The organism is Micromonospora cathayae (assembly GCF_028993575.1).
GTDB classification, from domain to species: Bacteria; Actinomycetota; Actinomycetes; order Mycobacteriales; family Micromonosporaceae; genus Micromonospora; species Micromonospora cathayae.
The window spans coordinates 5,675,039-5,701,141 of sequence record NZ_CP118615.1 but is presented as its reverse complement, the minus strand read 5'-3'; the positions used below and the strand labels follow the sequence as shown (position 1 = coordinate 5,701,141).

The window sequence follows — 26,103 nt, the reverse complement described above, 5'->3', positions numbered from 1 at the left end:
CACGTCACCGACATTCTTGCCCGACCGGGGCGGCACCGCTCTGTCGGGAGGATCACCCAGGGTGGCGCCCGGGCGGGGCGGTGGTCGGGTGAGCCGGCCCCGGTGTGGACGGTCGAGCGGGCAGAGCGGGCCGGAGCCGGGGGCAGTTCCCGCCCGGAGGGCTACCGCCGTCGCCGCCCACCTGATGCACTCGACCGGTGTCGGCCGATCCCCCTCCTCCGGCGGGCCCGTTCGCCGGTGACCTCCTGCTCGCCCTGGCCGGGGACGGGCGGCTCGTGCTGGACGCGGCCCAGGCCGACGCGGCCATCGCCGACCTGGAACACACCCTGTCCCTGGTTCGGGAACGGCTCCGCATCCTGCGGATCTGGCGGCAGGCACCCGCCCAGCGGGTCGACGAGATCCCCGACGACCTCGCCTCGGACGTGGTCGACGCCCTTCTCGCCGACCAGTTCGCGCCCGGCCGGCTGGAGCTGGCCGCGACCGAACTGCCCAGGTACATCGAGGCCCTGCGTCGGGCCCGCCGGGACACGCCCGGCCCGGGTCGGCCCGTCCGCCCCTGACCAGGGTGGACACCGACCTTCACGGCCGGCCGGTACGGAGTGAAGGCCGGTTGGAGATTCTCTGAAGGACGGCCCCGGAGACTGTCGCCGCACCCACGATGAACGGAGGTTCCGGTGGACACGACTCGGCTCGTCCTGCAGGCGTCAGACCAGCTCAGCTACGCGGGGCTGGCCAGCCTCCTGCGGTCCAGCCCGGCGCTCGAGCTGCTGCCGGCCGACGACCTGGCCGGGGCGCAGGTCCTCGTGTTCGGCTGCGAGCAACTGACCGTGGACGTGGTGACGGTGCTGCGCCGCTCGGCGGCGGAAACCGGCCTGCCGGTGGTCCTGGTGCTCCGGGAGATCACCGAGAGCGAACTGCTCACCGCGGTCGAGTGCCGGGTGGTCGCCATCCTCCCACGGGCGGCGGTCACCGGCGAACGGCTGGCGCACAGCGTACTGGCCGCGGCCAGGGGCGGTGGCGTGCTGCCGCCCAACCTGGTCGGGGAGCTGCTCAAGCACATCGAGCGGTTGCAGCGCGAGGTGCTCGCCCCGAACGGACTGAACGCCTCCGGGCTGACCCCCCGCGAGATCGACGTGCTGCGGTTGATGGCGGACGGGCTCGACACCGGCGAGATCGCCGACCGGCTCTGCTACTCGGAGCGCACCGTCAAGAACGTCATCTACGGCGTGACGCACCGGCTGAAGCTGCGCAACCGCTCGCACGCGGTCGCGTACGCGCTGCGCGCCGGCATGATCTGACCGGCGTCCACCCGCGATATCGCCTTGCCGGCCCGCAGGTCGGCACCTACCGTACGGCGATGCCCCTGCGACTGCACTCGGTGACGTACGACGCGCACGACCCGGCCCGGCTCGCCCGGTTCTGGGCCGACCTGCTCGGCCGGGAGGTCGTGGCGGACGCCGGTGGCCTGCTCCTGCCCGGCGACGACACCCAGGTCGGTCTCCGGTTCGTGCCCGGTACCGCGCAGCAGGTCGGGCCGGACCGGATCCACCTGCATCTGACCAGCGCCAGCGATGCCGACCAGCAGCGGACGGTGGCGACGGTGTTGCGCCTCGGCGGTGGTCACCTCGACGTCGGGCAGCGCCCCGAGGAGGGGCACCTCGTCCTCGCCGACCCCGAGGGGTACGCGTTCTGCGTGATCGAGGCGGGCAACAGGTACCTCGCCGGGACGGGGTTCCTCGGCGAGGTGGCCTGCGACGGCACCCGCGAGGTCGGCCTCTTCTGGAGTGTGGCGTTGGGCTGGCCGCTGGTGTGGGACGAGAACGAGGAGACCGCCATCCAGTCACCGCGCGGCGGTACGAAGGTCGCCTGGGGTGGCCCGCCGGTGGCCCCGAAGCTGGGGACGGAGCGGCAGCGCTTCGAGCTCGCCCCGACCGGCACCGACCAGTCGACCGAGGTGGACCGGCTGGTCTCCCTGGGGGCCACCCGGCTCGCGGTCGGCGCGGACGGCAGCGTCGTGCTGGCCGACCCGGACGGCAACGAGTTCCGCGTGCGGGGGGCCTGAGCACCGCGTTCGGGCCGGCGCCGGCAGGGGAGACGGTGCGGCCCTCCCGCGCGCCGGTGTTCCCCGGGCGCGGACCGGAGCCACAACGATGGCGATATCGGGTAGCGGTAAGAACGGTTTTCCCCGGGCGCGGAGCGGAGCCACCCACCGGCGACCACCCGGCACCTGGACTCCCGGGGCGGGAACGCCGCGCCGTCCGCGTACGTCCGACCGGGCATGATGATTCGTCGAAGCGGGCGGTTGGCGATCGTCCCGTTGCTGGTGCTGCTCGGCACGGCCTGCGCACAGCAGGGTGGGGCCACCGGTGCCGGGAAGCCGGACGCCGCCGCCCCGTCCTATCCCGCCGACGCCCTCGTGTTCCGGATGGGACAGGTCGGCGGGTTCGTGACACCCGCCGCCCTGGCTTCCCGGCTGCCGGAGGTCAGCGTGTACGGCGACGGGCGGGTGATCGTCCAGGGGCCGGTCACCCTGGCCTATCCCGGTCCGGCGTTGCCCAATCTCCGGGTGGGGTCGATCGCCGCCGCTGAGGTGGAGAACCTGGTCGCCCTGGCCCGGGAACACGGCGTGGACGGCGGGACGGACGTCGGCTCGCCGTCGGTGGCCGACGCCCCGTCGACCAGTTTCACCCTGCTCGGCGCGAACGGCGTCGAACACCTGGAGGTGCCCGCTCTCGGCGAGGCGACCGACGCCGTCGGGGGACTGACCCCGGACCAGCGGTCGGCGCGCGCCGAGCTGCGGACGTTCGTCGAGTCGTTGACCAGCCCGTCGGGTCCGCTCGCCGCCGTGCAGGGCGAACAGGCACGTCCGTACCTGCCGACCGTCGTCGCGGCCGTCGCCGAGGCGTGGGTTCCCGACGGTGCGGTCGGCGGCCAGCCCGAGGTCCGCTGGCCGGGCCCGACGCTGCCCGGTGACGAGCTGACCGCGAATCTCGGGTTGGGGTGTGTGACGGTGACCGGTGACGGGGTGCGGACGGTGTTGGCGGCGGCGGCTGATGCCAACGCGGCGACCCCGTGGACCTCGGACGGCCGGCGCTGGCGGCTCACCCTGCGGCCGCTGCTCCCCGACGAGACGGACTGCCGCGACCTCGCGGACAACCGCTGACGCCGGCCCGGCCGGGCCGGTTTGCGGTCCAGCCGGGACAGTGCCTGGGGACGGCTTTCGGCCCGGCCGGGACAGCTTCCGGGGACGGCTTGCGATCCGGCCGGGCCAGCGTCCGCCCCGCCGGGCGGGGGTGGCCCGGCCGGACCTCCCGGTCAGTCCGCGTCGAGTGGCGCTTCACCGAACATGGTGAAGCTGCCGGCCCAGTAGGCGACGTAGAGCGCGAGCAGCAGGAATCCGTGCCACCGGCGTAGTCGGCGGGTGTGGAGGAAGTACGCCGCGAGCGCGGTCATGCCGACGAGTACGGGCAGATGCCAGGAGAGCACCTCGTCGTCGACGACGATGCTGCCGCCGGCGAGCAGGATGATGCCGAGCTTTCCGGTGACACCGAACACGACGCTGCCGATGACGTTCGCGATCCCGATCTCGGACGCGCCCCGGCGGGCGGGTTCGACGGTCAGGAAAACGTCCTCGAGGGTGAGGACGAGGGTGGCGAGGGTGGCGCCGAACAGCGCGCCCTGGATCCGGTAGTCCGCCAGGATTCCCGCCGTGCCGGCGCTGGTCATGGCGGCTCCGACGATCAGACCGGCCAGCGCGACGACGGCCAACCCGATGGCGGCCCAGCCGGGGATCGGGCGGGCCCTGTCGAATGGCATCGTCACGACGAAGGGCGGCCTGCTGGTGGGTGGGTCGACGCCGGCACCGCCGCCGCCGGTCCGGCCCCGGCCGGCCTGCTGGGTCTCGAGGACACGCGCGTCCCGGAAGAGCGGGGTGTCCTTTCTGAGTTCCTGGCTGGCCACGTAGCCGACGAAGAGCACGAACAGCAGGATGAGCGGCACGCCGTAACGCGGGGTGAGCGGGCCGAACACCACGAAGGGGATCATCACCAGCGGCGCGGCGGCGAACAGTACGAGGTACCGGCGCGGGACGTCCACCCGGCCCGGAGAGATGATCGCCGCGAGGGCGAGCACCACTCCGATCATCGATATCGCCGTCCCGAAAACTGTGCCGAGTGCGACGCCGCTGAGATCCTCGAGGTTCAGCGCGACCCCGAAAGCGACGTCGTCGAACTCTATTCCGGTGAAGATGATCGCGAGCAGGAAGGCGGAGACGCGCAGTCCGGCCGCCGCGCCGACCAGATAGGAGATCAGCTTCTCCGCGCTGTAGATCAGCAGCGCGGCCCCGACGATGAAAACGAGTATCGACGACAAGGTGACGGACGCTCCTTCCCGTGGTGGCCGACCTGGTCGGCGCGTCGTGTCCGCGGGCCGACGGCGGCGGTTCCCCACCCGAGTCAGTATCGTCGCATATCAATTAATGGCCGGCTAGTGCGAAATTGTGTCATCCGTTGCTGACAATTCGACGTACACCGCAATTGCATATCGAAATTCGCTTGGCGGGACCATGGCGCGGTGCCGGCCCTCCGGTGCGGTCGGGCCGGGCCGGCACCTTTCCGTGCGGTCACGTGGTGCCGGCCCTTCGCTGCGGTCGCACCGGGCTGGCGCTGCGGTCACACCGGGCTGGCGCCCTTCGGTGCGGTCACGAGGTGCCGGCCCGCGACCGGAGCGAGTCGACCGCCCGGCCCATGCGGGTGACGGCGTCGGTGAGGATCGCCGGGGAGGTGGCGAAGTTGAGCCGCACGAAGCCGCTCCCGCCGGTACCGAAGACATGACCCGAACTGAGGGCGACCCGGGCCCGGTCCAGGAACATCTTCGCCGGCCCGGCGACCTCGCTGACCACGCCGGGCTCGCCGGCCGTGCCGGACCCGCCGGATCCGTGGTCCGGGTCCGGCTCGCCGCCCGGCTGCCCGGCGGTGACCAGGCCCGGCTGCCCGGCGGTGACCAGGCCCGGCTGCCCGGCGGCGACCCCGGCCGGACCTTCGGCGGCGGCTGTGCCCGGCCGCTCGGCGGCGGCCGTGTCCGGATGCCCGGTGGCGACGCCCAGTCGGGCGCAGTCCAGCCAGGCGAGGTAGGTGCCCTCGGGGCGGTGGTACCCGACGGTGGGAAGGTGCTCCGCCAGCAGCGTGCCCAGCAGCGTGCGGTTGGCGTCCAGGCCGTCGAGGAGGAGGTCCAGCCACTCCCCGCCGTCCCGGAACGCGGCGGTGTGCGCGAGTACGCCCAGGTGGCTGGGGCCGTGACCGACCTCCTCCGGCATCCGGTCCAGGTCGGCCGCCGCCCGGGACCCGGCGATGGCGACCGCCGCCTTCAGGCCGGCGAGGTTCCAGCCCTTGGAGGCGGAGAGCAGGGCGAACGCGTTCTCGGCTCCGGGCACCGTGAGGTACGGCGTGAAGCGCGCTCCGGGCAGCACCAGCGGGGCGTGGATCTCGTCGGCGACCACCCGTACGCCGTGCCGGTCGGCCAGCGCGGCGACGGCCGCGAGTTCGTCGCGGCGGTGCACCACGCCGGTCGGGTTGTGCGGGTTGCACAGCAGGAACACCGGTCGGCGACCGCAGGAGCGGGCCCGGCGGAAGGCGTCGTCGAGAGCGGCCGGGTCCATCCGCAGGTCGGGGCCGAGCGGGGCCTCGATCACCTGCCGGTCGGCATGCCGGACGAAGGCGTAGAAGGGCGGGTAGACGGGGGAGCAGACCACCACCGCGTCACCGGGGTCGCTGACGAGCCGGAGCACCTCGACGATGCCCATCATCACGTCGGGTACGACCGTGGTGTGGTCGACCCGGAAGTCGTGCCACCCCCAACGTCGGGCGGCGAACTCGCCGACGGCCTCGGCGTACGCCGTGCCGTGCGGGTAGCCGGTGTCGCCGAGGTCGATCGCGCGGCGGAGCGCGTCGGCCACCGGTGCGGCGAGTGGCACGTCCTGCTCCGCGACCCAGAGGGGGAGGACGTCGTTCGGATGGGTGCGCCACTTCACGCTGGTGCGTTGCCGGAGTTCGTCGAGCGTGAGCACGGTCAGCGGGTTCCGGTCGGGGGTACGGTCGGTCGAGGGTGTGGGGGCGGCCATGTCAGTCACCCTAGGCCGGCCGCCGGCCGAGTTCGAGGAAAAACTTGATTCGTTCCAGAAGAGCGGACTATCGTCGCCGTATGACGTCCGACTTCGAGGCGCAGCTACGGGCGGTCTCGTTGCGGGTGACCCGGCCCCGGTTGGCGGTGCTCGCCGCGCTGCGTGACCACCCGCACGTCGACACCGACACGGTGATCGCCCTGGTCCGGGTGGATCACCCCACGGTGTCCCACCAGGCGGTGTACGACGTGCTGCGGGCGCTCACCGAGGCCGGTCTGGTGCGGCGCATCCAGCCGGCCGGCGCGACCGCCCGCTACGAGTCGCGGGTGGGGGACAACCACCACCACGTCGTGTGCCGCTCCTGCGGCGCGATCGCCGACGTCGACTGCGCCGTCGGCGATGCTCCCTGCCTCACCGCCTCCGACGACCGCGGGTTCACGGTCGACGAGGCGGAGGTCGTCTACTGGGGCGTCTGCCCCGACTGCGCGACCGAACGCACCTCCCAGTGATCCGCCAGTCCGGAAGGAATCTGATGAGCGACACCCAGGACAACCCACCGACCAGCGCGCAGGGCGTGGACCAGAAGGCGGCGGCCGGCTGCCCGGTCGCGCACGACTCGGTGACCGCGCAGGGCAGCGAGAGCGAGAACCCGGCGATCGACTCGCCGACCCCGAAGACCGGTGGTCGCCCGCGCACCAACCGGGACTGGTGGCCCAACCAGCTCGACCTGTCGGTGCTGCACGCCCAGTCGCCCAAGGGCAACCCGCTGGGGCCGGACTTCAGCTACGCCAAGGAGTTCGCCAAGCTCGACGTCGAGGCCCTCAAGCGGGACATCACCGAGGTGCTCACCACCTCGCAGGACTGGTGGCCGGCCGACTTCGGCCACTACGGCGGCCTGATGATCCGGATGAGCTGGCACGCCGCGGGCACCTACCGGATCGAGGACGGTCGCGGTGGGGCCGGCGACGGCGGGCAGCGGTTCGCCCCGCTCAACAGCTGGCCGGACAACGCCAACCTGGACAAGGCCCGCCGGCTGCTCTGGCCGGTCAAGCAGAAGTACGGCCAGAAGATCTCCTGGGCCGACCTGCTCGTGCTCGCCGGCAACGTCGCCCTGGAGTCGATGGGCTTCAAGACCTTCGGCTTCGGCTTCGGCCGGGAGGACGTCTGGGAGCCCGAGGAGATCTTCTGGGGCCCGGAGGACACCTGGCTCGGTGACGAGCGCTACTCCTCCGAGAAGGAGATGGCGGCCGGCGTCGGCGCGACCGAGATGGGGCTGATCTACGTCAACCCGGAGGGCCCGCGCGGCAACGCGGACCCGCTCGCGGCGGCGCACTTCATCCGGGAGACCTTCCGCCGGATGGCGATGGACGACGAGGAGACCGTCGCGCTGATCGCCGGCGGCCACACCTTCGGCAAGACCCACGGCGCCGGCGTCGCCGACAGCCACGTCGGCCCCGAGCCGGAGGGCGCCCCGCTGGAGGCGCAGGGCCTGGGCTGGCTGAGCAGCTACGGCAGCGGCAAGGGTGGGGACACCATCACCAGCGGCCTCGAGGTGACCTGGACCGACCGCCCGACGCAGTGGAGCAACCGGTTCTTCGAGATCCTCTTCGGCTACGAGTGGGAGCTCACCACCAGCCCCGGCGGTGCGAAGCAGTGGGTCGCCAAGGACGCCGAGGCGATCATCCCGGACGCCCACGACCCGTCGAAGAAGCACAAGCCGACGATGCTCACGACCGACCTGTCGCTGCGCGTCGACCCGGCGTACGAGAAGATCTCGCGCCGGTTCCTGGAGAACCCGGACGAGTTCGCGCTGGCGTTCGCCAAGGCCTGGTACAAGCTCCTGCACCGTGACATGGGGCCGGTCAGCCGGTTCCTCGGGCCGTGGGTTCCGGAGGCCCAGCTCTGGCAGGACCCGGTGCCGGCCGTCGACCACGAGCTGGTGGGTGAGGCCGAGATCGCCGCGCTCAAGGTGAAGGTCCTGGAGTCCGGGCTGAGCATCGCCCAGCTCGTCTCCACCGCCTGGGCCTCGGCCGCCAGCTACCGCTCCACCGACAAGCGCGGCGGGGCCAACGGCGCGCGGATCCGGCTCGAGCCGCAGCGCAACTGGGAGGTCAACCAGCCCGAGCAGCTCGCCGCCGTCCTGGCGACCCTCGAGGGCATCCAGCGGGAGTTCAACGCCGCCGGTGGCAAGCAGATCTCCCTCGCCGACCTGATCGTGCTGGCCGGCTCGGCCGCCGTCGAGAAGGCGGCGCGGGACGCCGGCGTCGAGGTGACCGTGCCGTTCCGGCCGGGCCGCACCGACGCCAGCCAGGAGCAGACCGACGTCGAGTCGTTCCGGGTGATGGAGCCGCGTGCCGACGGGTTCCGCAACTACCTGCGGCCGGGCGAGAAGACCCAGCCGGAGGTGCTGCTCGTCGACCGGGCGTACATGCTCGACCTGACCGCGCCGGAGATGACCGTCCTGGTCGGTGGTCTGCGGGCCCTCGGCAACAACCACGGCGGCACGGCGCACGGTGTCCTCACCGACCGGCCGGGTGTGCTCACCAACGACTTCTTCGTCAACCTGCTCTCCCCGGGCACCCGGTGGAAGGCGTCGGAGTCCGCCGAGCACGTGTACGAGATCCGGGACCTCGCCACCGACGAGGTGCGGTGGACCGCCACCGCGGTCGACCTGATCTTCGGGTCGAACTCGCAGCTGCGGGCCCTCGCCGAGGTGTACGCCAGCGACGACGCGCGCGGGAAGTTCGTGTCCGACTTCGTCGCCGCCTGGACCAAGGTCATGGAACTCGACCGGTTCGACCTCGCCTGACAGGCGACGGAACGGCGGGCCCCGGTCGATCCATCGTGGTCGGCCGGGGCCCGTCCGTCGTTCCCGGCCGTCCGTCGTCCCCGGCGGTCCGTCGTTCCGGGCCGTCCGTCGTCCCCGGCGTCCGCCGGCCGTGCCCGGCCGGATGTGCCGGTCGGGCAGGTGCGTGGTCGTCGACGGGGGCGGAACGGCAGGGGGAGTGGCCTGTGGCCGGACACGGCGTGGCCCGAGTCCGGCCGGGCCAGCGGGTACATTGGCCTGACGAGGCTCCGGTGATGTGGTCGGGTGTGGTGGTGAGGGTGGTTTCTGGTGGCTGTGGGTAGGGTCGCTCGGTTCGACGACGTCCGGGGATACGGTTTCATCACGCCGGCCGCTGGTGGGGAGGACGTCTTCGTCCACGCCAACGACTTCGGCGATCAACGTCACCAGGTGCGTCCGGGGCTGCGCGTCGAGTACGAGGTCGAGCAGGGGGAACGGGGCCTCAAGGTGGCCACCGTGCGGATCGCGGACGGGCCCGAGGACGGGTCGGCGGCGACGCCGGGCCGGGAGGACGACGGCATGTGTGACGTGCTCACCTCGCGGCAGTTCGCCAGCGAGGTCACCGAGATCCTCGTGCAACGGGTGCCGACACTGACCGGCGCGCAGATCGTGCAGATCCGCCAGCACCTGACCGAGCACGCCCGCTCGCACTGCTGGGTCGACGCCTGACCGTTCGACGGCACCGGCCCGCCGTGGCCGCCGGGCGTGCTGCGGTGGTGCGGCGCGGTGGAACGGCGTGGTGCGGCAGAACGGCCCGGCGCGGCGCGGTGGCGCGGAACGGCGCGGTGCGGTGGAACAGGGCGGAACGGCGTGGCGCGGGACGGGAGAACGGCTCGGGGTGGAACGTGAGGGCGCTGCTATATAGTGCCCATTGGTTCGCACGCTCGTTACTGCTAACACGGGGATGCCGCTGCGTCGATAGCGTCGGCGCGAGCGCCGAATCGACGGGCGCCGTCGCCTGAGAACCGATCGGGGAGTTCCTATGCCGTTGACTCCGGCTGACATTCATAATGTGGCCTTCAAGAAGCCCTCGATCGGAAAGCGGGGATACGACGAGGAGGAGGTGGACGCATTCCTCGACGAGGTCGAACGTGAGATCGAGCGGTTGGCGGAGGAGAATACGGCTCTGCGGGCACAGGTCGAACTCGGGGCGGGTCCGGGCGACGGCGGGGCCGCCACCCGGTTGCCGCAGCTGCGGGCGCAACTGGACCGGTTGCAGCGCGAACGGGTGGCCGCCGAGCAGGCTGCCCAGGAGGTGCAGCGGCAGTTGGAGGAGGCGCGTACCCGGTCGGTGGGGAACGCGCCCGAGGACGCCGGCACGGGGCTGCCGGTGCTGGTGATGGCCCAGCGTACGGCCGACGAATGCCTGAGCAAGGCTCGTCTCGACGCCGACCAGCTCCTCACCGAGATGCGGGCGCGGGCTGAGAAGCTCGCCCACGAGGCGCAGCGCAAGGCGCAGAAGACGGAGTCGCAGGCCGTCGACCGTCACAAGAAGGCCATCGAGCGGCTGGAAGCCGACCGGTCCGCGGCCCAGCGGGAGATCGCCACTCTGACCCACTTCGCCCACGACTACCGTGAGCGTCTGGCGGAACATCTGAATGCGCTGATGAACGACATGTCCGGTGGCGGCGCGAAGAACGGACGGGCCGAGGGCGGTGCCGCCTGACGGGGTGCCCCGGGGAAAGGCCGACCGGTGTCCGGCTGTCCGGCATCCGGGCCGCCGAGTAGCTCCGGTGGACGGTCGCGGTCGTGGGCGTAGTGACCGGTGACGGTCGCTACGGGGCGAATTGTCGGGTACGGTAGCCTGTCAGACGCGATGCCGTGACCGCTGGTCAAAACTTCAGGGAGCCGAGATGCCACTGACTCCGGCTGACATACACAACGTCGCTTTCAAGAAGCCGCCGATCGGTAAGCGGGGTTACGACGAAGAGGAGGTCGATGCCTTTCTCGACCGCCTCGAACACGAACTCGCCCGGATAATCGAGGAAAACGAATCGCTTCGTCAGGGGCTCGCCCAGGGTGCGCCGATCCACGACGGTGACCGGGGCGCCTCGGCCGGGTACGCCGAGCTGGCCGACCTCCGGTCGCGACTGCAGCGGACGATGCGCGAGAAGGCCGACGTCGAACGGGCCCGGGACCTCCTCCACGCCGAACTCGACCAGGCCCACGCGCAGGGCGGCCCGCGCGGCGAGGCCGGTGGGCAGCCCGGCCAGGTCACCAAGGTGCTGGAGATGGCGCAACAGACCGCCGACGAGCATGTCGGTGACGCCCGTCGTGAGGCGGAGAAGGTGATCGGTGAGGCGCTGGAGGAGGCGCGGTCACTGGTGCAGAACGCGCAGAGCAGCGCTCAGCAGTCCGAGGAGGCGGCCCGCCACCGGCACCGGGAGGCGATCCGGCTGCTGGAGGCCGAGCGCGCCAGCCTGCAACAGCGGATCAAGGAACTCTCCGGTTTCGGACGCGACTACCACCAGCTCCTGCGTACCGAGGTGATGAACCGGATGCACAGCATGAACGACATCCCGCAGCCGGGCCCGGTCCCGGTCTTCGACGAGCACGCCTGGCTCCGCCACTACCGGTAGCCGTACCGGTCCCACCGGGCCGTGCACGTGCGGACGGGCCGCCGGGGCACGTGTCGCGCCCCGACGGCCCGTTCTGCCGGTCGCCGCGGTCAGCCGTTGTCGATCAGGCTGGCGATCTCGTTGTAGATCAGGTGGGCCTTGGCGCCCTGGTTGGACGGGCAGCCGCCGAGGTGGTGCAGGGCGATGACCCGGTGGCTGCCGTTCAGCACCGGCGAGCCGGAGTTGCCGCCCGAGGTGTCACAGCTGTAGCTGATGTTCCAGGTGTTGTAGTTGGCGTTCTTGACGGTGCACGTCGCGCCGTTCTGGGTGTCCTCGTAGATCGACAGCCGCTTGGGGCTGCCGTCGCCGTGCCCGGGGATGTACATCCGGGTGCCGGTGGTGGTGGCGGTGGTCGCCAGGTACAGCGTGCCGAAGCCCTGGATGCTGGTGAAGTTGTTCACCGAGAACAGGGCATAGTCCAGTTCGCCGGACCCGCCGCTGCTGACCTTGTAGAGGGTGGCGCCGCTGACCTTGGTGCCGGCACCGGGGTTGGCGCCGCCGCAGGTGGCGCACTGGTAGTTGAACTGCATCTCGCTGCCGCTGACGGCGGCCTGCGTCGAGAAGCAGTGCTTGTTGGTGAGCATCCGGTTGGTGTTGCCGACCCGCCAGGTGGTGCACATCCCGCCGCCGCTGATCAGCAGCCGGGCCACCGCCTGGCCGCGGGCGTACTCGGTGGGGTGGCTGCTCTGGTAGCAGGCCACGTCGCGGCGGGCGTCGGTGCTGCACACCGACTGCGTGGAGAGGTTGTGGGTGCCGATCTCGGCGCGGTCGTAGCCGCGCCAGAACCGGTCGATGGTCGCGGTGCTGCCCCGCCGGGTGCCGCTGCTGTGCAGGGTCACCACCGCGGTGTCGCCCTCCACCGACATGGCCCAGAAGCCCGGCCGCCCGTCGGTGGTGTAGTCCGAGCCGGTCGCCCGGTTCAGGTGGCGGTCGTACCGGTGGCTCTCCCGGCCGTCCGGGCTGGACACGGTGACATGGTCGCCGTCGGCCAGTCGCAGGGCGCTGAAGTGCACCTTCACGTACGACGCGCCGGGGTGCCGGATGATCTGGGTGCGGCCGCTGCGGGCGGAGGAGAGCGCGGCGTCGACGGTGCGCAGCTCCCCGACGGTGGTGACGCCCTCCGCCGAGAACTGCTCCGACTCGGGTGCCCGCTCGGAGTGCGGCGCGGCCGGTGGGGCCGGGGCCGCCTCGGCGGCGGGTACCGACAGCAGGCTCAGCCCGAGCGTGCAGGCGCCGAGCGCGACTGCCGCCGTTCGCAGGCGGCGCAGGGTGTGTCTCATCGTCGCTCCTCCCAGGACCAGCACCGAGGCGTGCTTCCCGCCTTCATACCCGAATAGGCCAAGACATGCAAATGTATCGATCTATTGCGTCGGGCTGTCGGTGGCCTGCGTGACCAGGGGCGGGTGGGCGGCGGCCGATCCGGCCTGGCGCAACAGCCGGCCCACCGAGGCGCAGAAGTCCGTCCACGCCCGGGCTGCGGCGGGACACATGCTCCGGGCCCGCAGCGGCGCGTGCACCAACCCCGGTTCCACCCGCAGTTCCACCCGTACCCCGGCCTCGATCAGGCGCTGGGCGTAGTCCACCGAGTCCTGGCGCAGCGAGTCCAGTTGGGTGGCGAGGATCGTCGCCGGTGGCAACCCGTCGAACCGGGCCGTACGCAGCGGGGAGACCAGCGGGTCCAGCAGATCCTGCGGGTCCCGTGCGTAGCAGGAGGCGTAGAAGCGCATCTCACCGGAACTGAGGATCGGCGCGTCCGGCCCGTCATCCTGCCAACGGGCGAAGTCGAGGACCGGACTGACCAGACCGTGACAGGCGATCCGCGGGCCGCCCCGGTCCCGGGCCAGCAGGCAGTTGGCGACCATCAGGTTGCCGCCGGAGCTGTCGCCCACCAGCCCGATCGGCCCCGGCTCGACACCGAACCGCTCCGGCCGGTCGGCAAGCGCCTCGACGACCGCCCGCACGTCGTGCACGGCGGCCGGGAACGGGTGCTCGGGGGCGGAACGGACGTCGACGGAGACCACCGGGTGGCCGGTCCGGTCCGCCAGCTCCGCCGCCACCGTGTCGTGGGTCTCCAGGTCGCCCAGGCAGAAGCCGTCCCCCCGGGCATAGCAGAGCACCCCCGCGGCCACCGGCCTGTCGGGCAGGTAGATCCGCACCGGCACGTCCCCGTCGGGGCCGGGCACCACGGCGTCGCGGACCCGCAGCCCCGGCGGGCGCGGGTAGACGAAGACGTCGGGCAGTGACCGGTACAGCCGCCGCTGCTCCTCGATGGGCAGGGTGAACATGTCGTCGGGCACCCTGCTGGTGAACATCTCGATGAACTCGGTCATCCCCTGGGCGTACACGGGCGGGCACCTCCGGTGGGTCGTGGTCAGGGACGCTCGTCTGGTGGGGGTGGCACAGCGGTGGCGCGCCGGGCGGCGAGGGTCGCCACCACGGTGGTGGTCGCGAAGAGCAGGCACAGCAGGGCGTACGCCCGGATGCTCGGTGCCGGGCCGGTCGTGGCGGTCAGCCCCAGGTACACGCTGCCGAAGCCGGTCACCCCGACCACCGCGAACAGTTGCAGCACCGTGCTGACCAGGCCACTGACGTCGGCGGCGTACCGGCTGGGCACCGTACCGCCGAACGACGCGATCAGCGAACAGAAACCCACCCCCAGGCCGAGACCGGCGGTGGCGAGGACGACGGGCAGCACCGGCCCGCCGGTCAGCCCGGTGAGCGTGGCGGCGCCGAGCACCAGGTAGGCCGCCGCGAGCAGGCCGTAGCCCAGCGGGGCGGCCAGGTGTCGGACCGACGCCGGGAGACGACGCCAGTGCACCCCGCCCACCCCGAACGCGGCGGCCCACGGCGCGAAGGCCAACCCGGCGTACCAGGCGTCGTGACCGAGGCCCTCCTGCAGGTGCAGCGGCAGGGTGAACAGCACCGCGGCGTACGTGGTCTGGCCCACCGCTATCGCGACCAGCCCCCAGGCGACCGCGGGAACACCCAGCACGCCCAGGTTGAGCAGCGGCTGAGCACCCCGCGCGGCACCCGCGCGCTGGCCGGCGAGGAAGAACCAGAACACCGGCACGCTGGCGGCGAGGCTCAGCCACGTCCACGCCGGCCAGCCCTGCTCGCGCCCGCTCACCAGCGGTAGCACCAGCAGGACCATCGAGGTGCCCAGCAGCACCATGCCGGTGACGTCCAGCCGGTGCCGTGGCCCCGGCCGGCGCGGCGGCAGCAGCCGGGCACCCGCCACCATCAGCACCACCCCGATCGGCACGTTGACCAGGAACGCGGGCCGCCAGGACAGGCCGAACAGGTCGGCGGAGACGATCAGCCCGCCGAGCACCTGACCGGCGACCGAGCCGGCGGCCAGCACCACGGCGTACGCCCCCAACGCCCGTACCCGGGCGGTGCCGGTGAAGCTGATCATTATCCCGGTGAGGATCTGCGGTACCAGCAGGGCCGCACCGACCCCCTGCGCCACCCGTGCGCCGACCAGCACCAGCGGGTGGCCCGCGAGCCCGCAGGCCAGCGACGCCGCCGTGAAGACGCCCAACCCCAGCAGGTAGACCCGACGGTGGCCCCGGGCCTCCCCGAGTCGCGCCCCGGTGATCAGCAGCGTGCCGTACGCCAGCACGTAACCGGCGATGACCATGGCCAGCTGCGCGTCACCGGCCCCCAGATCGGCGCGGATGGCGGGGGCCGCCACGTTGCTGATCGCACCGTCCATGTTCGCCATGAACTGCCCGGCCAGCAGGACGGCGAGCAGCCCGCCCCGGCCGGGCGACGGGCCCTGCTCCGGTTCACCGACCGGCGTGGCCGCGCGCCGGCCGGTCGTCCCGGCCCGTACCGTCCGCTCGCCCACCTCGTCACCGCTCCGTCTGCCGGGTGGGCACGGCGCGCAGCCCGCCGGTGGGACGGGGGACGGTTGCCTGCGCCATGTGGTCTTCTCCCGGAGGTTCCTCGTGACGGGTACCGGCAGCCGGCGACACCGGACCGGTGGGGACGGAGGGGCGGAGCGGGTCAGCTCACCAGGGCCATCCGGACGGCGAAGCCCATGAACAGCACCCCGGTCACCAGTTCGACCGCGCGGAGGAGACCCGGCCGGTCGACGCGCCGGCGCAGCCGGTGGGTGGTCTCCGTCAGGGTCACCAACCACACCGCAGCCAGGCTGAGGTAGACGGCGGCCAGCACCGTCATGGCCCGGTCGGGCGGGACCCCGGCGGGCACGAACTGCGGCAGGAAGGCGAGCAGGAAGACGCCGACCTTGGGGTTGGTGCCGGTGCAGAGCACCCCCTGCCAGTACGGGTGCAGCCTCGGCCGGGCCGGCGCGGTCGTCGGCGCGGCCGCCCGGGTCCGTACCGAGGCCACCAGGATCACCGCGCCCCAGCCGAACAGGCCGAGCGCGCCGGCCCAGCGCAGCGCGGTGAGCTGCTCGGGATGCCGGTCGAGCAACTCGGCAACGCCGACGACGGCGAGGGTGGCGTGCAGGGTGCCGGCGGTCAGGATGCCGGCCATGGTCAGGTAGGCCGGTGCCCGCCGACCGGCGCGTACCACCCGGTGCACGACGAGCGCCGAGTCCGGCCCGGGGCTGGCGATGACCAGCAGCGAACTGAGCAGGAACGCGCCGCTGACGATCATCGACGGGCCACCCCGGTCCGCCGGTCGTCGTCGGCCGGGCGGACCCGCAGCCCGCCCTCCAGCTGCCGGATCCGCCGGTGGTCGGCCTCGACGACGGCCGGGTCCTCGTGGGCGAGGACCGCGAAACCGAGGTCCAGGCTGCCGAAGAGGTCCGTGGTGACCTCGATCCGGTCGCCGGTGCGTACGCCGATCGACGCGTGCAGCAGGCTCGGTACGGTGTGGACACCGTCGAGGATCTCGGCGTTGGTGACCGTCCCGGCGGCCCGGCTGATCAGGAACACCACCCGCACGTGGCGGCGCAGCGTGTAGCCGGTCGGGACGGTGCCGCCGGTGAGGTGACGGACCGCCCGGTCGAGCTGGCTGTCCCCGGTGGCGACCCGGCAGAAGCGGGGGTGCCCGCCGCCGTGCGGTCGGGCCGCGACCTCGATGAGCCGGCACCCGTCCGGGGTACGCATGATCTCGGTGTGCGCGGCACCGAACCGGAGGCCGACGGCGTCGAGGACGGCACGGGCGTACGCCACCACCTCGGTCACCTCCGGGGCGTCCGGGGGCAACCAGTCCATGCTCTCGTAGACGGCCATGTGCCCACCGTTGTCGATCTTGCGGTAGCGGCACACGTCGGCCACGGTGTGCCTGCCGTCGTGGCTGAACGTGTCGACGACGTACTCGTCGCCGCTGACGTACTCCTGCACCAGGACGCGGTCGTTGGGGATACCGAGCTGGTTGCGCGTACCGAGCAGCCCGAAGAACGCCGCGCGCCAGTCGCCGCCGGCCCGGACCCGGGTGACACCGTCGGTGCCGGCGCTCTTGGGCGGCTTGATGACCAGGTCCCGGCCGGTGAGCCCGGAGGCGACGAGCCATCGGGCGACCTCGTCCGGGTCGGCGGTGCAGAGCTGGGCGGGCACCGGCAGGCCGGCCCGTCGCACCGCCGCGGCCATCTCGCCCTTGTGGCGTCGGGCCGCGGCGAGGCCGGGCACGTTGGCCCGTTCCGGTACCACGAGCGGGGCGATGGCGTCCGCCACCTCCACGCCGGACTCGGTGCCGGGCAGGACGCACCGGGGGCGCAACTCGCGGAGCCGGGTCACGGCCGGTCCGGTGTCGCCGGTGACGACGACGGTCTCGGCGAAGTCGTGCGGCCGGTACGACGCGGCGTAGACCTCCGGCGGCTGCGGGGCGCTGAGCACCGCGACCACCGGCACACCGGCGGCGGTGAGGGCCGGCGCGTACAGCGCGCCCGACGAGTACGGGTCGACGATCACCGCCGGGCCGGCCGGATAGAGGTACGTCGGGCGCGCGTCGGGCTGGTCGCTGCTCACCGGGGCTCCCGTCGGTCGGTACGCGGTCGGTCCGTGCCGGAGCGGCCGGCCGTCAGGCACGGGGACACCGGGCGGTACTCGACGGTGTGCGGCAGGTCCGCCGGGCCGGGGAACACCGCGGTGACCACCCGGCCGCGTCGGACGGCCGGGATTCCGGTCCGGACGGCCCGGGTCACCGAGGTGGCCCGTTCGTGCCAGGGGCAGATCAGACGGGTGCCGCCGTCGAAGGTGGCCAGGTGCAGTGGGCCGCCCCGGTGCGGACAACCGGCCGGCAGGACGAACGATCCCTTCGCGGTCCGCGCGAACACGTATGCCGAGTCGCGTACCACGACGCAGTTGCCGGCCCCCTCGGCGGCGAACGTCAGGACAGGCATGCCTGGTGGTCCCCGATGGAGTGGATCTCGTAGACGCACTCGGCGGACTCGATGTTGGCACCGTGCAGCCGGTTGCGGCGGATGACGGTGCCCTCCCCGGCCCGCAGGATCTGGGTGGAGTCGAAGCCGCTCTCGAACCGCATCGTGCCGGAGACGATGTGGCACAGCTCGTCGCCGTCGTGGCAGTGGGTGTTGGACAGTTCGCCGCGCGGCTCGACCAGGTGGGCGACCGGTGCGGTGACCCTGCCGCTCTGGATGGCCTCCCAGACCGGGTCGTGCAGCGCCAGGTAGCGGGGGCGGTCGTCCATCCACTCGATCTGGGCCGCGAAGTCCCGGTCGGCGATGTCCGCGACCACCTGGAACTCCTCGAAGCCGCGCACGATCTCGGGGATCACGGTCTCCCCGTAGGTGTCCACCAGTGGCAGGATGAGCTTCTCCAACGCCATCCGGCCGTGGTGGGTGTCGATGTGCACGTGCTCGGTGAAGTACCGCACGTCGACGCTGTCACCGAAGACGCGGGTCAACAGGCCGGCGGCGCGTTCGCAGAAGTCCACCAGGGTCGTCTCGGTGTAGTAGAGCGCGCCCAGGTACCGGAAGAGCAGCTCGTGGTTCTTCCCCAGGTAGTGGAAGTAGTTGTTCATCAGGAGGCTGCTGTTGAGGTAGTACTGCCAGTAGTGGTGCAGGTCCGTCTCCAGCCCGACGGAGCGCAGCGTGTTCTCGAACAGCGTGCTGTGCTTGGTCGAGTGCACGCCGTAACCGTACTCGTCGACTATGATCTTGAACCATTCGGACTGGACGGGGCCGTAGTTGCCGAGCACGTTGCGGATCATGGGTGACGCCTCGGACAGGAAGTCCGGGGCGAACTGGATCAACCACATGCGTGCCGCCCGCTGCGGGTCCACCGACTTCTCGATCGCGGCCTCGGCCAGCGACGGCGTCTGCCGGTCCCGGTTGTCGATGTTGCGGAGGAACTCCACCAGGCTGTCCCGGGTCCAGGCCCCGGCCACCTCGACCTCGTCGTCGAGGAACCCGAAGACCTGCCGCTCCAGCGCGGGACGGATGATCTCGCCGAGCACCCGGTTGGTCGGGTTGTAGAACCGTCGGAAGTCCTCCCACTTCTCCGCCAGGCCGGCCTGCGGCAGGAACACGAGGTCGGCCTCGTAGATGGTGGTCAGGATGCGCTGGGTGGCGAGCCCCTGGTAGCTCAGCAGCTCCTCCCGGGGCAGGACGCGACTGAAGTCCAGGTGCGGCACGACCTGGGGCCGCAACTGCCGCCGGTACGGGTTGTCGGCGTTCTCCCAGTCGTCGTTGTCGAGGTAGAGCGGGTTGCTCGCGTACCGCAGCACGGCTGCCGTCAGCTCGTCCGGCGACAGCTCGAACGGGGTGTACGGGGCAGGGGTGAACGACACGTCAGTCCTCCGGGGCCGGGTCGGCGGGGTGGTGGGTGGTGGCACCGAGGCGGGTGCCGTGCCAGGTCAGGGTGAGTGCGACGCGGTCACCGGCGGACACCGCGAGCGGGTCGCCGATCGGCACGAGCGCCTGCATCCAGTGGGAGCGCAGGTTGTCCGGTGAGTTGCGGATGACCACGCCGGCACCGAGGTCCATCTCGAACCAGGCGACCAGGGCGTGCGCCGTGCCCCGTTCGGTGGTGGTCAGACGTACGTCGGAGCTGCCGTCGGCCAGCGTGCCGTGGGCCAGGTCGAAGCTGGCCAGCTCCACCACGTCCGAAACGATCCGGTGTGGCCAGGTGTTCAGCCGGACCGGGAAGTGGCCCCGGGTGGCGACGGTGTTGAGCTGCCGGACGTCGAAGCCGGCCGCGGTCCCGGTCTGGTTCAGGCTCATCACCACCGGGCTCTCGACCAGGCAACCCAGCAGCCGGGCCGACCGGGGCAGCATCTGACCTCCGGGGGCGAGGAGTTGCTCCCGGGCGTGGGAGATCGTCGGCAGGATTCCCTCGCCGATGAGCCCGCAGTCCACGATCTCGGAGACGAGGAAGTCGACCGGTTCCGGCAGGTCGCGTCCGACCACCAGATCGGTCGAGCGTTTGGGAACGATGGTGATCACGTCCGACATGCCGTGGTCGGCGACGATCTCGCGGGCGATCTCCGCCATCACCGGGTTGGTCTCGCAACTGGTCACGTGGGCGGCACCGGCGCGGATCGCCATCATGGCGAGCAACCCGGTTCCGGAGCCGATGTCGAGCACCCGACTGCCCGACACGATCTGCCGTTCCAGGGCCACGGCCAGGGCGTCGTTTCGCTCATGGTCGTTGAGCATGGCGAAGTGCCAGCGCGGAATCAGGTTCCGGGCCTCGTCCGGAATTGCTTCACTGGCCGGATCGGCGGCCAGTTGGGCCAGCATTCTGCTGGTGGCGGCGGCCAGCCTGGCCATTTCGTCGCATTGGGCCTGCAAAGACGAGACGAGAAGTCGACTCTGGAACGAACGGGGTTCGTGCTCCCGGTCGGCCCGTCTGAAATCGCGATCGACGCGTTGGGCGGATCTGCGGACGCTGTCTACTGCACCCATGTGGACTCCGTGACTTCGTGCGAGCACGAATGAGGTCGAGGGCATTCCATGGTGGCGGATAAATTGGGGGGACGCCCCGGCAAGGATATACGCGAAATTCAATATCAATCAACCGGGCGCACGGATCGAATGACGGAGAGTGACTCCGGTCGGGTGGCTACTGACCCGCTCATCCGGGTTGACCCGATTGCCCGGACGGTGTGGCCGCACGCCCCTTGGCGACATTTCTGCCGGCGAATTGTTTGATGGAAATGGGATGTGCATGAACGGGAACGGGAGGGTTGCCCGCTTTCGAGCGGTGTGGGCGCCCCGTGGCCCGACGCTGGAGCGGTGGATCCGATCTCCGCAATAGCCATTCGTTGTGATCTATGTCACGTGCGGGCTGAGCTGCCCCTACTCACCGTGTTGTGTTGATCACTGGTGAGCTGGCCGGGCCTGCTGGTCAGCCCCCGGACGATGGCACGTGGTCCAATGGTCCGGGTCCGGTGGGTGTCGCCGGATCGAGTGATGAGGCTTGGGTGTTGGGGGCAGGTGGTTGCCGTGGCGCTGGTAGGTAAGATCATTCGCTTCGACGACGTGCGTGGTTACGGGTTCATCGCGTCGTCCAGCGGAGGCGAGGACGTGTTCGTCCACGCGAACGACTTCGGGGACCGTCGGCACGAGGTCCATCCGGGCATGCGGGTGGAGTACGAGGTCGAGGAGGGCGAGCGCGGTCTGAAGGCCGCCAGCGTGCAGATCCTCGACACGCCGACGACCCGGGCGGAGCGCCCGGCGGGGGAGCGGGCGCACACCCGGGCGGTGTCCGGCGACGACGACGGCCTCTGCGACGTGCTCTCCCCGCGCGAGTTCAAGACCGAGGTGACCGAGCTGCTGATCGAACGGGTGCCCACGCTCAGCGGAGCCCAGATCGCCACGATCCGGCAGGCGTTGACCGAGCGGGCCCGCACGCACGGCTGGGTGGAGGCCTGACATCGCGCCGGCTCCCACCTGCCGGGGTCACCCGGCAGGTGGGAGCCGAGGAACCGTGATCCGCGCTGCGGCGGCGGGTGGCGGTGTTCAACCCGGAGCGCACCGGGGCCGACGGCCCGGGTGAGGCCGGTCACCGCCGGTCACCGCCCGTCGTCGCGCCACTGACCAGGTCAGGCGACCCGGTCCACGGTCACCGGGGCCGCACCCTGCCGGGACCGCAGCGCCGCCCGGCGCCTGCCGTCCCGGATCCACCGGTTGCGCCTACCGGGCCTGCGCGCCTCGTACGCCAGTTGCGCGACGATGTTCCGGACCACGAACTCCTTCAGCCGCGCGCCGGTGCGGCCGCCGAGGTGGAGCACGGTCACCGTGTCGTTCCGCCGGGCCAGCTGCATCAGCCCGGCGCGCCGCCCCAGGCTGAGGCACTGGCCGGCGAACCCCACGTCGACCGGAGCCGGCTGCCCGCCCGCGATCCGGCTGAGCACCGTCTCGGCCGCCTGCGGACCCATCTGCATCGCGGCCTGGCAGCTCATCCGGAACGGCAGGTCGGACGGCGCGGCGGAGTCTCCCGCCGCGACGACGCGGACGTCGTCCACGCTGGTCAGCGTCTCGTCCGTACGGAGACGCCCCAGGGTGTCGGTGCTCAGTCCGCTGCGCGCGGCCAGGTCCGGCACCCCGAAACCGGCGGTCCAGACGGTCACCGTGGCCGGCACCTCGCGGCCGTCCCGGAGGTGTACCGCATCCGCCGTCACGGCGGTCACCGTCGTGTCCGGACCGTCGACGACGGTCACCCCGAGCGCGGCCAGCCGCCGGGCGACCGAGCGTCGGGCCCGGGGGTGCAGGTACGGGCCGAGCGTCCCGCCGCAGACCAGGGTCACCGTCCGCCCGGCCTCGGCCAGCTCGGCGGCGGTCTCGATGCCGCTCGGGCCGGCCCCGACCACCGCCACCGGGGTGGTCGGGGGTGCGGCGGCGACGACCTCCCGCAGCCGCTGCGCCTCCTCCAGGCTGGTGACCGGGTGGGCGTACTCCGCCACCCCGGGTACCTCCGGTGTGGCGCTGCCACTGCCCACCGCGTAGATCAGGTAGTCGTAGCCGACCGTGCCGCCCGACGCCAACGTCAGGCGACGCCCGGCGGTGTCGATCCGGGTCACCTGGTCGACCGTCAGCCGGACGCTGTCGGCCAGGACCTCCCGGAAGTCGACCACCGCGTCGTCGGAGCCGCCCACCAACTGGTGCAGCCGGATCCGCTCGACGAAGGTCCGGCGCGGGTTGACCAACGTCACGGCCACGTCGTCACGCCGGGTCAGGCGGTTGGCCGCCATGACGCCGGCGTACCCGCCGCCGATGACGACCACGTGGGTCCTGTCAGCCATGGTGTCTCCTCCGTTCGTGCGCTTCTGCCTCCAGGACACCGGTGACCGGCTACCTGTGACAGCGCGTGACGCAGGTCACCGCAGGTATCCCCGTCCCGCGCCGGCGCCGCCCACCGGCGGCGACCGCGCCCGTCGTCAGCGGTGGGCGGCCGGGACGGTCCGGCCGGTGGTGTGCCGGCCCCGGCGGCGGTGCCGGACGGTTCCGCCGGCCGCCACCGCGAGGACCAGCCCGAGCGCGACCCACCCCAGCGGACGGACCCGCGCCGCCTCGGGCAGCTGCTGGACGAGCACGAAGCCGCCCATCAGCACGACGAACCAGCCGAACGCCCGGCGGAGCAGATCCTCGGGGATCCGGCCGGTGAGCCGACCCCCGAGCAGGCTGCCGACCACGGCGGCGGCGGCCACCACGGCCGCCAGGGTCCAGTTCACGCTGACGTCGGAGAGGTATCCGGCCAGGCCGGCGAGGGACTTCATCGCGATCACGACCAGCGAGGTGCCCACCGCGACCGGCATCGACAGGCCACCGAGCAGGGCCAGGGCGGGCACCACCAGGAAACCACCGCCGGCCCCGACCAGCCCGGTGACCAGGCCGACCACGACACCGTCGAGGACCACCCGGAACACCGGCAGCTCGGGCGGCACCGGCCGGCCCGGGTTCCCGCGCCGACCCCGGATCATCGCGGCGGCGGTGGCCAGCATCATCAGCGCGAATCCGGTGAGCAGCAGGCCGGCCGGCACGAAGACGGCCAGCCGGCCCCCGGCGTACGCGCCGGCCATGCCGGCCACGCCGAAGAGCAGCCCGGTACGCCAGCGGATGTGGCCGGCCCGTGCGTGCGGCAGCACACCGACCGCGCTGGTGACCCCGACGACGAGCAGCGAGGTGGCGATGGCCTCCCGCACCGGCAGGTCGGCGACGTAGACCAGCAGCGGTACGGCGAGGATCGAGCCACCACCGCCGAGCAGGCCGAGGCTGACCCCGATGAGCAGGGCCAGCCCGGCGGTCAGCGCGAGACCGCCGGTCATGCCCGCGATCCGGGGACCGGCCCCACCCGGAGTTGGCCGACGACGGTGTCCAGGTCGCAGCTCGCGCCACGGTTGTAGGGCAGCCGGCCGAGCAGCATGCCCAGCGCGCAGGTGTCGGTCAGCGCGGCGACGGTGAGCCCCGCGCCGATCAGGCCGGCCACCCACACCAGCCCGGGGACGAACACCGAGCCGAGGACGCTGGCCAGCACGATCGACCCGGCCACCAACCGGACCTGGCGTTCGAGATCCCACCGGCGTCGGCCCTCGACGACCGGGGCGTGGGCGGCCTGCCAGGCCAGGATGCCACCGGTGAGGACCTTCAGGCGGGGCAGTCCGACGTCGGCGAGGGACTGCTCGGCCTGGCTGGCGCGGGCCCCGGAGCGGCAGATCAGCACGACCTGCTCGTCGAGGTGGTCGCGTAGCTCCGCCCGGTGTTCCCGGAGCAGGTCGAGCGGCACGTTGTAGGAGCCGGGGATGTGCGCGGTCTCGAACTCGGCGGGGGTACGGACGTCGAGCAGGCGGGGGGCGCGGCCGGAGTCGATCAGCTCGCGCAGCGTCGCGGCGTCCAGCGTCCGTGGGCCGGTGGGGGTCATGGTCATCGGGTTCCTTCCGTCAGATGGGTGCGGTACGGGCGGGGCGCTGCCGGCGGGCGCGTGGGGCGGCGCGGGCCCCGGGGCGGGCGGGTGCGGGCCCGTGCGGCGGCACCGGCCTCGGGGCGGGCCTGGGGGTGAACGCGTGGGGTGGACCGGTCAGGCGGTGGCGGCCATCCGGACACCGGCCGGTCCGGCCCGGTCGAACCGGTCGTCGATCAGGACGACGTCGCGTCCGGCGTTGGCCAGCAGGGACGCCGCGGCACTGGCCCGGTAACCGGAGCCACAGTGCACCCAGACCGTCCCGACGGGCACCTGGTCCAGCCGTTTCGGCAGGTCGGGCAGGGGGATGTGGGTCGCGCCGTCGATGTGGCCGGCGGTCCACTCGTTGGTCATCCGGACGTCGAGGACGACCTGCGGCTCCGGCAGACCGGCCGGGGTGCCCCCGGCCTGCGCGGCGGCGAGGGCCGGGAAGTCGGCGACGGTCAGGTCCCGTAGCGCGGACCGGTCGACGGCCCACCGCTGCGGGGTACCGGTGGCCTGGGCGGCCGGCCGGTCGATACCGATGCGGGTCAGTTCCCGCTGGGCGTCGGCCACCTGTTCCGGGGTCTCGGCCAGCAGGGTGATCGGGACTCCCCAGTCGATCAGCCAGCCGAGCCAGGTGGACATGGGGCCGTCCAGGCCGAGGCTGACCGTGCCGGCGAGGTGCGAGGTGGCGTACGCCGTGCGGTCCCGCAGGTCGACCACCCACTCGCCGGCGGCGATCCGGTCCCGCAGCGCGGCGGGGTCGGCGGGCGTCACCGGGCTGAGGTCGACCGGGGCGGGGCCGTCGGTGTTGGCGACGCCCATGTGGGCGTAGTAGGCGGGGTAGGCGTCCAGCCCGGCGAGGATCTCGTCGACGAACCGGTCGGCGGCCAGCCGGAGCACCGGGTTGGTCTGCCGCTCGCGGCCGATGGTCGACGCGGGGGCGTCGGCCTGACTGGCGGAGCAGAAGCTGCCGAAGCCGTGGGTGGGCCAGACCTCGGCGCCGTCGGGAAGCAGGTCGGCGAGCTTGCGGGCCGAGTCGTGCTGGTGCCGGGCGAGGGTGTGGGCGTGCTGCTGGCCGAGCAGGTCGGTCCGGCCGGTGGTGCCGAACAGCAGCGACCCGCCGGTGAACACGCCGACCGGGGTCCAGTCGCCGCCGGTGGCCCGGTCGAGGACGTACGACAGGTGGTGGAAGGTGTGGCCGGGGGTGCCGACCACCCGCAGCCGCAGCAGGTCGGAGACGGTCACCGTGTCACCGTCGGCGACCGGCGTGCGGTCGAATCCCACCTGGTCGTGGCCGGAGACCAGGTACGCGGCGCCGGTGAGCCGGGCCAGTTGCAGGCCGCCGGAGACGTAGTCGTTGTGGATGTGGGTCTCCACCACGTGGGTGATCCGTACGCCCTGGGCGCCCGCGAGGTACATGACGCGGTCGATGTCCCGCTGCGGGTCCACCACCACGGCCACCCGGCCGTCCGTCGCCAGGTAGCTGCGGTCACCCAGGGACGAGGTGGTGATGACCGATACCTGCACTGTCATCCGTTTGCTCCTTTCGTGCCTCCGCATACCCCCGGGGGTATGCGGAGGGCAGTTGTCACCCTTGGCCGAACTCGAACACGCGCTTACCCGCCCCGGCGGCGAACACGCCACCATGCCCGGACCGCGCCCCGGCGGCAACGCCACCGGGGCGTCGGGGCGGTCAATCCC

24 protein-coding genes and 1 pseudogene are annotated in these 26,103 nt (G+C 72.2%); 11 read left to right on the top strand and 14 right to left on the bottom strand.

Annotated elements, in window-relative coordinates; genetic code table 11:
* Positions 1-197: 197 nt before the first annotated feature.
* From PVK37_RS25180 to PVK37_RS25165, 4 genes are all read left to right on the top strand, one after another.
* Positions 198-560: a hypothetical protein gene (locus tag PVK37_RS25180; protein ID WP_275030286.1), complete on the top strand. Its 363-nt coding sequence runs from the start codon at positions 198-200 to the stop codon at positions 558-560.
* A 114-nt stretch (positions 561-674) separates the two neighbouring features.
* On the top strand, positions 675-1,298 hold the full coding sequence (locus PVK37_RS25175) for a helix-turn-helix transcriptional regulator (protein WP_275030285.1): 624 nt from the start codon (positions 675-677) through the stop codon (positions 1,296-1,298).
* A 59-nt stretch (positions 1,299-1,357) separates the two neighbouring features.
* On the top strand, positions 1,358-2,062 hold the full coding sequence (locus tag PVK37_RS25170) for a VOC family protein (RefSeq protein WP_275030284.1): 705 nt from the start codon (positions 1,358-1,360) through the stop codon (positions 2,060-2,062).
* A 216-nt stretch (positions 2,063-2,278) separates the two neighbouring features.
* On the top strand, positions 2,279-3,163 hold the full coding sequence (locus PVK37_RS25165; RefSeq protein ID WP_275030283.1) for a hypothetical protein: 885 nt from the start codon (positions 2,279-2,281) through the stop codon (positions 3,161-3,163).
* Between the two features lie 152 nt (positions 3,164-3,315).
* On the opposite strand, the gene PVK37_RS25160 is transcribed toward PVK37_RS25165, so the two are convergent.
* Both PVK37_RS25160 and PVK37_RS25155 read right to left on the bottom strand, forming a co-directional pair.
* The gene (locus PVK37_RS25160) at positions 3,316-4,371 is read right to left on the bottom strand and encodes a sodium:calcium antiporter (RefSeq protein WP_275030282.1); all 1,056 of its coding nucleotides are present in this window, start codon (positions 4,369-4,371) and stop codon (positions 3,316-3,318) included.
* A 328-nt stretch (positions 4,372-4,699) separates the two neighbouring features.
* Positions 4,700-6,118 carry a MalY/PatB family protein gene (locus PVK37_RS25155; protein WP_275030281.1) on the bottom strand — a complete coding sequence of 473 codons (1,419 nt, stop codon included), beginning with the start codon at positions 6,116-6,118 and terminating at the stop codon, positions 4,700-4,702.
* An 80-nt stretch (positions 6,119-6,198) separates the two neighbouring features.
* Here PVK37_RS25155 and PVK37_RS25150 point away from each other — a divergent pair, with 80 nt between their 5' ends.
* The 6 genes and pseudogenes from PVK37_RS25150 to PVK37_RS25125 all read left to right on the top strand — a co-directional run bounded on the left by PVK37_RS25150 (position 6,199) and on the right by PVK37_RS25125 (position 11,542).
* On the top strand, positions 6,199-6,627 hold the full coding sequence (locus PVK37_RS25150; RefSeq protein ID WP_275030280.1) for a Fur family transcriptional regulator: 429 nt from the start codon (positions 6,199-6,201) through the stop codon (positions 6,625-6,627).
* 23 nt (positions 6,628-6,650) lie between these two features.
* Positions 6,651-8,927 (top strand): catalase/peroxidase HPI, encoded by a 2,277-nt coding sequence (gene katG, locus PVK37_RS25145; protein WP_275030279.1) that lies wholly within the window; start codon positions 6,651-6,653, stop codon positions 8,925-8,927.
* 303 nt (positions 8,928-9,230) lie between these two features.
* Entirely contained in the window at positions 9,231-9,632 is a 402-nt protein-coding gene (locus PVK37_RS25140; RefSeq protein ID WP_423791112.1) for a cold shock domain-containing protein, read from the top strand.
* 313 nt (positions 9,633-9,945) lie between these two features.
* Entirely contained in the window at positions 9,946-10,629 is a 684-nt protein-coding gene (locus PVK37_RS25135) for a DivIVA domain-containing protein (RefSeq protein WP_275030277.1), read from the top strand.
* Between the two features lie 187 nt (positions 10,630-10,816).
* Positions 10,817-10,915 (top strand): annotated as a pseudogene (locus tag PVK37_RS25130) (DivIVA domain-containing protein); the annotation flags it as partial.
* 279 nt (positions 10,916-11,194) lie between these two features.
* The gene (locus PVK37_RS25125) at positions 11,195-11,542 is read left to right on the top strand and encodes a hypothetical protein (RefSeq protein WP_275035343.1); all 348 of its coding nucleotides are present in this window, start codon (positions 11,195-11,197) and stop codon (positions 11,540-11,542) included.
* Between the two features lie 89 nt (positions 11,543-11,631).
* Here PVK37_RS25125 and PVK37_RS25120 read toward each other — a convergent pair whose 3' ends face one another.
* The 8 genes from PVK37_RS25120 to PVK37_RS25085 all read right to left on the bottom strand — a co-directional run bounded on the left by PVK37_RS25120 (position 11,632) and on the right by PVK37_RS25085 (position 20,288).
* A complete protein-coding gene (locus PVK37_RS25120) occupies positions 11,632-12,861 on the bottom strand; it encodes a trypsin-like serine peptidase (RefSeq protein WP_275030276.1) in 1,230 nt (409 codons plus the stop codon).
* Positions 12,862-12,942: 81 nt separating this feature from the next.
* On the bottom strand, positions 12,943-13,911 hold the full coding sequence (locus tag PVK37_RS25115; RefSeq protein WP_275030275.1) for an alpha/beta hydrolase: 969 nt from the start codon (positions 13,909-13,911) through the stop codon (positions 12,943-12,945).
* A 41-nt stretch (positions 13,912-13,952) separates the two neighbouring features.
* Positions 13,953-15,431, bottom strand: a complete 1,479-nt coding sequence (locus PVK37_RS25110) for an MFS transporter (protein WP_275030274.1) — start codon at positions 15,429-15,431, stop codon at positions 13,953-13,955.
* A gap of 158 nt (positions 15,432-15,589) precedes the next feature.
* The gene (locus PVK37_RS25105; protein ID WP_275030273.1) at positions 15,590-16,207 is read right to left on the bottom strand and encodes a LysE family translocator; all 618 of its coding nucleotides are present in this window, start codon (positions 16,205-16,207) and stop codon (positions 15,590-15,592) included.
* The gene (locus PVK37_RS25100) at positions 16,204-17,523 is read right to left on the bottom strand and encodes an ATP-grasp domain-containing protein (protein WP_275030272.1); all 1,320 of its coding nucleotides are present in this window, start codon (positions 17,521-17,523) and stop codon (positions 16,204-16,206) included. The genes PVK37_RS25105 and PVK37_RS25100 overlap by 4 nt, the downstream gene beginning before the upstream one ends.
* Complete coding sequence (locus PVK37_RS25095) at positions 17,520-17,897, bottom strand: Rieske 2Fe-2S domain-containing protein (RefSeq protein WP_275030271.1); 378 nt, start codon at positions 17,895-17,897, stop codon at positions 17,520-17,522. The genes PVK37_RS25100 and PVK37_RS25095 overlap by 4 nt, the downstream gene beginning before the upstream one ends.
* Complete coding sequence (locus PVK37_RS25090) at positions 17,885-19,306, bottom strand: iron-containing redox enzyme family protein (RefSeq protein WP_275030270.1); 1,422 nt, start codon at positions 19,304-19,306, stop codon at positions 17,885-17,887. Before PVK37_RS25090 ends, PVK37_RS25095 begins: the two co-directional genes overlap by 13 nt.
* 1 nt (position 19,307) lies before the next feature.
* Complete coding sequence (locus tag PVK37_RS25085) at positions 19,308-20,288, bottom strand: class I SAM-dependent methyltransferase (protein WP_275030269.1); 981 nt, start codon at positions 20,286-20,288, stop codon at positions 19,308-19,310.
* A 675-nt stretch (positions 20,289-20,963) separates the two neighbouring features.
* Here PVK37_RS25085 and PVK37_RS25080 point away from each other — a divergent pair.
* The gene (locus PVK37_RS25080; RefSeq protein WP_275030268.1) at positions 20,964-21,392 is read left to right on the top strand and encodes a cold-shock protein; all 429 of its coding nucleotides are present in this window, start codon (positions 20,964-20,966) and stop codon (positions 21,390-21,392) included.
* Positions 21,393-21,562: 170 nt separating this feature from the next.
* Here the strand turns inward: PVK37_RS25080 and PVK37_RS25075 are convergent, their stop codons facing one another.
* The 4 genes from PVK37_RS25075 to PVK37_RS25060 all read right to left on the bottom strand — a co-directional run bounded on the left by PVK37_RS25075 (position 21,563) and on the right by PVK37_RS25060 (position 25,935).
* Positions 21,563-22,762: an NAD(P)/FAD-dependent oxidoreductase gene (locus PVK37_RS25075; protein WP_275030267.1), complete on the bottom strand. Its 1,200-nt coding sequence runs from the start codon at positions 22,760-22,762 to the stop codon at positions 21,563-21,565.
* Between the two features lie 135 nt (positions 22,763-22,897).
* Positions 22,898-23,785 (bottom strand): sulfite exporter TauE/SafE family protein, encoded by an 888-nt coding sequence (locus PVK37_RS25070; RefSeq protein WP_275030266.1) that lies wholly within the window; start codon positions 23,783-23,785, stop codon positions 22,898-22,900.
* Complete coding sequence (locus tag PVK37_RS25065) at positions 23,782-24,384, bottom strand: rhodanese-like domain-containing protein (RefSeq protein ID WP_423790838.1); 603 nt, start codon at positions 24,382-24,384, stop codon at positions 23,782-23,784. Before PVK37_RS25065 ends, PVK37_RS25070 begins: the two co-directional genes overlap by 4 nt.
* Positions 24,385-24,534: 150 nt before the next feature.
* On the bottom strand, positions 24,535-25,935 hold the full coding sequence (locus PVK37_RS25060; RefSeq protein ID WP_275030265.1) for an MBL fold metallo-hydrolase: 1,401 nt from the start codon (positions 25,933-25,935) through the stop codon (positions 24,535-24,537).
* Positions 25,936-26,103: the final 168 nt, after the last annotated feature.

Coding starts and splice junctions, on each gene's coding strand:
- PVK37_RS25105 (WP_275030273.1), bottom strand. CDS start 16,207: ATGATCGTCAGCGGCGCGTTCCTGCTCAGTTCGCTGCTGGTCATCGCC.
- PVK37_RS25065 (WP_423790838.1), bottom strand. CDS start 24,384: ATGACCATGACCCCCACCGGCCCACGGACGCTGGACGCCGCGACGCTG.
- PVK37_RS25150 (WP_275030280.1), top strand. CDS start 6,199: ATGACGTCCGACTTCGAGGCGCAGCTACGGGCGGTCTCGTTGCGGGTG.
- PVK37_RS25115 (WP_275030275.1), bottom strand. CDS start 13,911: ATGACCGAGTTCATCGAGATGTTCACCAGCAGGGTGCCCGACGACATG.
- PVK37_RS25125 (WP_275035343.1), top strand. CDS start 11,195: ATGGCGCAACAGACCGCCGACGAGCATGTCGGTGACGCCCGTCGTGAG.
- katG (WP_275030279.1), top strand. CDS start 6,651: ATGAGCGACACCCAGGACAACCCACCGACCAGCGCGCAGGGCGTGGAC.
- PVK37_RS25060 (WP_275030265.1), bottom strand. CDS start 25,935: ATGACAGTGCAGGTATCGGTCATCACCACCTCGTCCCTGGGTGACCGC.
- PVK37_RS25095 (WP_275030271.1), bottom strand. CDS start 17,897: ATGCCTGTCCTGACGTTCGCCGCCGAGGGGGCCGGCAACTGCGTCGTG.
- PVK37_RS25165 (WP_275030283.1), top strand. CDS start 2,279: ATGATGATTCGTCGAAGCGGGCGGTTGGCGATCGTCCCGTTGCTGGTG.
- PVK37_RS25170 (WP_275030284.1), top strand. CDS start 1,358: ATGCCCCTGCGACTGCACTCGGTGACGTACGACGCGCACGACCCGGCC.
- PVK37_RS25155 (WP_275030281.1), bottom strand. CDS start 6,118: ATGGCCGCCCCCACACCCTCGACCGACCGTACCCCCGACCGGAACCCG.
- PVK37_RS25075 (WP_275030267.1), bottom strand. CDS start 22,762: ATGGCTGACAGGACCCACGTGGTCGTCATCGGCGGCGGGTACGCCGGC.
- PVK37_RS25135 (WP_275030277.1), top strand. CDS start 9,946: ATGCCGTTGACTCCGGCTGACATTCATAATGTGGCCTTCAAGAAGCCC.
- PVK37_RS25085 (WP_275030269.1), bottom strand. CDS start 20,288: ATGGCCAGGCTGGCCGCCGCCACCAGCAGAATGCTGGCCCAACTGGCC.
- PVK37_RS25120 (WP_275030276.1), bottom strand. CDS start 12,861: ATGAGACACACCCTGCGCCGCCTGCGAACGGCGGCAGTCGCGCTCGGC.
- PVK37_RS25070 (WP_275030266.1), bottom strand. CDS start 23,785: ATGACCGGCGGTCTCGCGCTGACCGCCGGGCTGGCCCTGCTCATCGGG.